Raw genomic sequence first — 6367 nt, 5'->3', positions numbered from 1 at the left:
GAGGGCCCATTGGGGGTGCCACTGCGTGCTGATCTTGCGGCTTTGCGTGCCGTTGGTGAGCGGCAGGCTGACACCATTGGTCAGCACGCCTGAGCACGTGGCCGTGTTGGGCAGGCCTTCTACTCGGGTGATCTCCAGGTTGCCCACGCTGGTGGCGCTGGCCGTGCTGTATGCATAGCACGTGCGGTGCCCGTTGAAGTCATCTTTGCTGAGCACGTTGCCATTAGCCTTGTCATAAAGCGTGTTACTACTCGATGCAAGACACCCGGCCCCTTCGGGTTGAGACTCGGCGCTTGGGTAATTGGCTCCTAGAAAAGGAGTTAAGGTGATAGTGCGCTTCGTATTCAATGGGTCGGTCACTGTCACGAAGCCATCAGTTGAGCCCATTTGCAAGGCAAAGCTATACCTATCCAGCCCATTTGCACGTTCCGTCTGAATGGCCTTGCCGCTACTGTCATAGGTATACGTACCAACCCGAACTGTCTTGCCGGCGGTAGTGCCTTCGTTCGGCCAAATCTCGTTGATACCCGTAAGTGCGCCTACAAGATTAGCACCGCTCGTGTATGCAGGTTCGTTGAACAAATATTGACGAGCAAAGCCGTCAGGGTAGATTACCTTAGTCAGCCGATCGCACAGGCCGGAGGCGCAGCTTGAGTCCGATGCGTCGTGTTCGTAAACATACTTTCTGCCTTCCGGATCGGTTAATGCCCCTAACCGACCGTGCTCGTTGTATTCAAAACTTAGCGTGCGACCAAATTGATCCGACTGTCCTGATGTCTCCCCAAAAATGAATGGATATGGTCCATCCACGATGGTTTCCACCCGTGCGAATTTTGTAGCTCGCCCATCAGGTAGAGTGATAGACGATAATCCACCGGATAGAGAGTATTCTTCCAGATGCATATTATTACGGTACACCCACCAGCGGGTGCCTGCACCATTTTGTACTACTCGATCCAAACCGTTTGCATCTGGAGTGAATGAGCTAGGCGAAGTTGATCGAAATGCCGAAATCTTGCCATTCGGCCCCACAAGTACCGCTCGCCCGCTCCAGTTGGCTGTATCAAAGATCGGTCCGCGCGTGGGTGAAACAAAACTGCCTAGGTCGCTTCTGTAACGACGTTCAAAGCGAATGAGACCATCCGCAGAGATGTAGTCCAATTCATTTTGTACTTTTAAGCCTGAATCAGGGTAGACAGGGTTGCCGTTTGGGCAGCTCCCATTTTGCGGGGGTTCGGAAATATTAATATAGTTGTAGCATGTGGCAGAAAAGATCCCGCTGCCATAGAACCGATTGGATAAGGACCAGTCGCCACAATATGCATTATAAGTGGTTTGAAATCCCACGCCGACTGTTGTTGTGGTGCTGCTTGGGCTTTTGCACACCTCAGTCATGTCGTAAACAAAAGTTGAAGGCTGCCCATTCAGATATGTGCCATTTCCACGAAAATTGGAGTTGTATCTGACGCAGTTGGCATTCGGCGTCTTTGCTTGCTCGTTCATGTAGTAATCGTTCCAAGCTGAAAATAGTGTGCCTGGTTTCGAGACGCACCTGTTCGTTCCGTCATAATTCTTGCACCACGTGATGACTGGGTCACGTGTGACCATGAATTGAGCGGCATACGCTTCTCCGGTGGTCAGCCAAATTAGCATCGCGCCCCAAAAACGCTTGTGTATACTTGTTGAAAAAAGCAAGTCGGTCATGTTTTGCTCGAATTTTAAAAGAGTTAATGTTTGCTCAGGCCGAAATAGCGTTTAATAGAGAAAACGGATTTTTGGTTTGCCTATTCCTCTTGAATACAAATGCTTTGTTCGCTTTTGAGCTCCATTTGATTGGAGGCAAGGGACTCCGGTCAACAAGTAACAACGGCACTCGGTTTGAGTTCGGGCAAAGTTGCCGGAGCATGGCAAGTTGACAAAATTGCATGGTCGGCAGAGGCGGCCTAGCATATGAAGATCCCCGAATAACATAATTAAAATGTTGCCGCGACAGGCTTTTGAGCCTGTGCTTACTTAATGGACCTTAGCGCAGATGTCTCAATGCCTAGCGTTCTCTCGTCCCCCTCATTCATGGGGTGCATCGATGCATGAGAGCGTTGCCGTCGTCGTGCCAAACTAGCTGTCACATCGCGATTTGCGTCGTGCGACGCGCGCTCGTTGAAGTGCAGGCCCGTCTGGGTGGCAAGTGAGCGCAATGATCAAGCTTCTGGGGCTTATCGCGTTCGCGCTGATTGGTGGTAAAGACGCCTCCAACCGTCAACAACAAACGAAGTCAAGTTAAAGGGACTTTCAGACTCATGGAATCACGGGGGAGTAACCAAAGAAGCGTTGGTAGCGGCTTCACATTGCTAGAACTCTTGGTGGTCATGGTGATCATCGGCCTGCTTGCGAGCTATGTTGGCCCGCGTTTCTTCGAACAGGTCGGCAAGAGCGAAACCAAAACCGCGCGCGCGCAGATTGATGCCTTTGGTAAGGCGCTGGACACGTACCGCCTGGACGTCGGGCACTATCCCTCCACGGAACAAGGCCTGCAAGCCTTGATCGATAAGCCGGCTAGCGAGCCCAAGTGGGGCGGCCCCTATCTTCAAAAGAGCGTTCCCCCTGACCCCTGGGGGCAGCCATATCAGTACAAGTCACCCGGTGACAACAACCGCGACTACGACATCGTCTCATTGGGCAAAGATGGCCAACGGGGAGGCGAGGGCGATGCCGCTGACGTCCACTCGTGGGACACCGGGCGCTGAGGCGCGGCCATGCGAGTTCGCCTGGATGTGGTGCAGGGGCGTGGCGCCCCACAAACCTTGACGGTCGAGGCCGCCAACGTGAACGAAGCTAAATTGCATGTGACGCAGCAGGGCTACAGCGTGCTTTCAGCGGAGCCACTGCGCAGTGGCTCCGCATTTGGTTGGGCACCTCGGGTTCCCAGCGCAGGGCTCCGGCGCCTCGGCAACCGCGAACTGACCATCTTTGTAGAGCAACTGCATGCTTTGCTCCAGGCGGGTTTGAGCGTGATTGAAGCGCTGGAAACCCTGCACAAGGGCTCACGCGGCCAATGGGGGGGCGTCTTGGCCGCGATCGCGACGCAATTGCGCCAAGGCCAAACCTTGTCCAATGCCGTTGAGCACCAGAGGCTGTTCCCTCCCTTGTTGATCGCCATGGTGCGCTCAGCAGAAGTGACATCAGATCTACCTCAAGCGTTGGCACGTTTCCTGGCGCATCAGCACCGCACCGAGCAGGTACGCCACCAACTGAGCTCGGTGGCGCTATACCCATTGCTGCTGATGTCGGTTGGGGGTTGCGTGATCCTGTTTCTGTTGCTCTACGTGATGCCCCGCTTTGCAAGAGTCTTCGAAAGCATGAACAACCTGCCATGGTCGGCTCAGCTCATGGTGAGCTGGTCACACCTGCTCAAGTCCCATGGTCTGGAGATGGTGATCGGCGTGGCGCTTTTGGCCGCCATGTTGATCAGCATGCTGGCTGTGCCGGCCTACCGTGCCCGCATGTTGAGCCGTGTGATGGGTATGCAGCCCCTGGCCCGTTATCTGCGCACCTACTTTCTGGCGCGTTGGTACCGCACCAGTGGCATGTTGGTTGAAGGGGGGATACCGCTGCCGGAGTCATTGAGCCTGGCCAATCAGGTCCTTCCAGGTGCGCTTCAACCTGGCGGGCAGGCTGTGGTTCACGCCATGCGCCAAGGGCTGGCGCCTTCTCTGGCCTATATCCAGGCACAGATGGCCACACCGGTGGCCGAGCAGTTGCTCAGGGCCGGCGAGCGCTCGGGTGACGTGGGCCTGATGCTTCGGCGTGCGGCAGAGTTCCATGAAACGGAAGTCGCAAAAACCTTGGAAAAGGCCATGCGCATCATCGAGCCCTTGGTCATGACCTTCATCGGCGTGGGTGTTGGGGTCGTCGTGATCATGATGTACCTTCCCATTTTTGAGCTGGCGTCGGCCATCCAGTGAACATGAGCAGTGAGCCATTAGCAACGCTGGGAGCCAGCCTGGGCATGCCCTCCGTTCACATGGGGGACTTGGTTCGGGGTGTGCCCCGCTTTGATCTCTTGTCGTTTGTAGACAGCTCACGCATGCGCTGTGCCCTTGTGCAAGTGGGCGAGACGGCGTTGCAGTTGGTGCTGACCGACCCTTTCGATACTGACAGGCTGGCGTGGGCGCACACGGTCGTAGGGCCACACCTTGCTGTGTTGGCCAGCGAGGAAACGCTGGATGCGTGGTTATCGCACTGCGAAGCGCACCTCAGTGCCTTGGGTACCATGGCCTTGAACCAGGGGCATACCTCGGCCCAAGGGGGAGCACACACCGAAGAGCTCAGCTTGCTGCAAATTGGCGCCGATGAAAGCCCTGCGGTTCGCTTCGTCAACTCCACGTTGTTTGACGCGCTGCGAACCGGGGCATCTGACATCCACTTGGAATGTGACCCCAGTGGCCTGAGCGTCAAGTTCCGGATTGACGGTGTGCTGAACTTGCAGCGTCATATCGATAGCATTGACGTGGCCACGCAGTCCATCAGCCGCATCAAAGTGATGGCGCAGTTGGACATCGCAGAGCGGCGCATCCCGCAAGATGGCCGTCTGCAGATCAGTTTTGAGGGGCGCAACATTGACGTGCGCGTCTCCATCATGCCCAGCATTCACGGCGAAGATGCGGTGCTGCGTGTGCTGGATCGGCAGCATCTCGCCAAGAGCCTGGAGGGCTTGACGCTGTCCAAGTTGGGCTTTAACGGTGAGGCCATCGAGGCTGTGCAGTATTGGAGCCGTAAGTCGCACGGCATGATGCTGGTCACGGGCCCAACGGGTTCCGGAAAGACCACCACCTTGTACGCGGCGATTGCCGAGACGCACAACCCGCGCGACAAGATCATCACGATTGAAGACCCGGTGGAATACCAATTACCAGGGGTGCTGCAAATTCCGGTCAATGAGCGCAAGGGCTTGACCTTTGCGCGAGGCTTGCGTTCGATCTTGCGGCATGATCCGGACAAAATCCTGGTCGGGGAAATTCGAGACGCGGAGACTGCTCAAATTGCCATCCAATCCGCCTTGACTGGGCACCTGGTGTTCACCACGGTTCATGCCAACAACGTGTTTGACGTGGTTGGGCGCTTTACCCAATTCGATATTGACGCCTATACCTTTGCTTCCGCCATCAATGGCATCGTGGCCCAGCGCCTGCTGCGCAAGGTGTGCCCACATTGCGCCGGCCCAGCCACGTCGCCGGTTGACTTGCCGACTCAACAGGATCAGGTGCAATTGGCCACGCCCGTCGGGGCGCAGCATTGGCTTAAGGCCCAGGGGTGCGAGCATTGTCGAGGTTCTGGCTATTCTGGGCGCTTTGCCTTGGGGGAGGTCCTGGAGATGACGCCCAGCATCAAGAGCCTGATTGCGGCCCGGGCACCATTGGTTCAACTGCAAGCCGAGGCCCAAGTTACCGGCTGGGTGGCCCTGCGAACTTTGGCCCTGCGGGCTGCGGCACAAGGGTTTACCACCATTGAGGAGGTCAACCGTGTGGCGTCCTGAACAAGGGGGCAAGCCCTGGCGCGACTGGTTACCGCCAGCGCGCACTTCTCGCTATGTATTGCGGCTTGGGCAGGCTCAATTCCAGCTGTGGCAAGTGGCAGGGCGGCGCCTGATATTGCAAGCCAGCCGATCTGTTGAGCACATTGGTTATAACCAATTTCAAGCCATCGCTAATGAGGTGATCACGCTTGCTCAAGCTCTGCCAGCAGGCAGCGGTGTGCAATTGCTGATTGATTCCAAATGGATGCCGCTGAGTCTGCTCACCACGGGGCGTGCACCCCTCTCAAATGCCCAAGTTCAAGCGCTGGCTTTGCATCGATTTGGCCAAACCTATGGCGAAAACGCACGAGGCTGGCAAGTTCAAACCAATTACGTCAAGGGTGATGCGCACGCTTTGGCCTTTGCTTGTTCGGCTCAATTGCTGAGCAGCTTACGCCAAGCGCTTGGCCTGGATATGCCAAGCCCGTCAAGGCGGACGCGGTTGACGGGTATGCAGCCAACGTTTGGCTGGGCTTGGGATCAGGTGCAAGGTCGTGAGGCGAGGAGTGGCGATGATTGGCTGATGTTTGCCGAGCAAGATCGCAGCATCATGGCCAGGATCGCGAAAGGGCGAGTTCTGGCCTTGCAACCAGCGGGGCCTATCTTGCGAACCCCTGCTCAACTGGCATCTGCACTTCCATCACAAGCGAGGCGCTGCGGCCTCATCGAAGAGGGGCCTTATCAGGCCTTGGGCGTGTCACTTGAGCCCTATCCCAACAGATTGCTGGACACGACGGTTGCCGAAGTCCGCTGGCATGTCATCGGCACGAACGAGAGCGAGACGCCCTTGTGAGA

4 protein-coding genes and 1 pseudogene are annotated in these 6367 nt (G+C 56.4%); 4 read left to right on the top strand and 1 reads right to left on the bottom strand.

Annotated elements, in window-relative coordinates:
• Positions 1 to 1704 (bottom strand): annotated as a pseudogene (locus tag HY019_RS00225) (hypothetical protein); the annotation flags it as partial.
• Between the two features lie 593 nt (positions 1705 to 2297).
• Here HY019_RS00225 and gspG point away from each other — a divergent pair.
• The 4 genes from gspG to HY019_RS00205 all read left to right on the top strand — a co-directional run bounded on the left by gspG (position 2298) and on the right by HY019_RS00205 (position 6365).
• Positions 2298 to 2744 (top strand): type II secretion system major pseudopilin GspG, encoded by a 447-nt coding sequence (gene gspG / locus HY019_RS00220; protein ID WP_290687392.1) that lies wholly within the window; start codon positions 2298 to 2300, stop codon positions 2742 to 2744.
• A gap of 9 nt (positions 2745 to 2753) precedes the next feature.
• Entirely contained in the window at positions 2754 to 3962 is a 1209-nt protein-coding gene (locus HY019_RS00215) for a type II secretion system F family protein (protein WP_290687391.1), read from the top strand.
• Positions 3963 to 4129: 167 nt separating this feature from the next.
• The gene (locus HY019_RS00210) at positions 4130 to 5533 is read left to right on the top strand and encodes a GspE/PulE family protein (protein WP_290687395.1); all 1404 of its coding nucleotides are present in this window, start codon (positions 4130 to 4132) and stop codon (positions 5531 to 5533) included.
• Positions 5520 to 6365, top strand: a complete 846-nt coding sequence (locus tag HY019_RS00205) for a hypothetical protein (protein ID WP_290687390.1) — start codon at positions 5520 to 5522, stop codon at positions 6363 to 6365. Before HY019_RS00210 ends, HY019_RS00205 begins: the two co-directional genes overlap by 14 nt.
• Positions 6366 to 6367: the final 2 nt, after the last annotated feature.

Source organism: Aquabacterium sp., assembly GCF_016195855.1.
Taxonomy (GTDB): domain Bacteria; phylum Pseudomonadota; class Gammaproteobacteria; order Burkholderiales; family Burkholderiaceae_C; genus Aquabacterium.
This window is presented reverse-complemented; position numbering and strand designations above follow the sequence as displayed.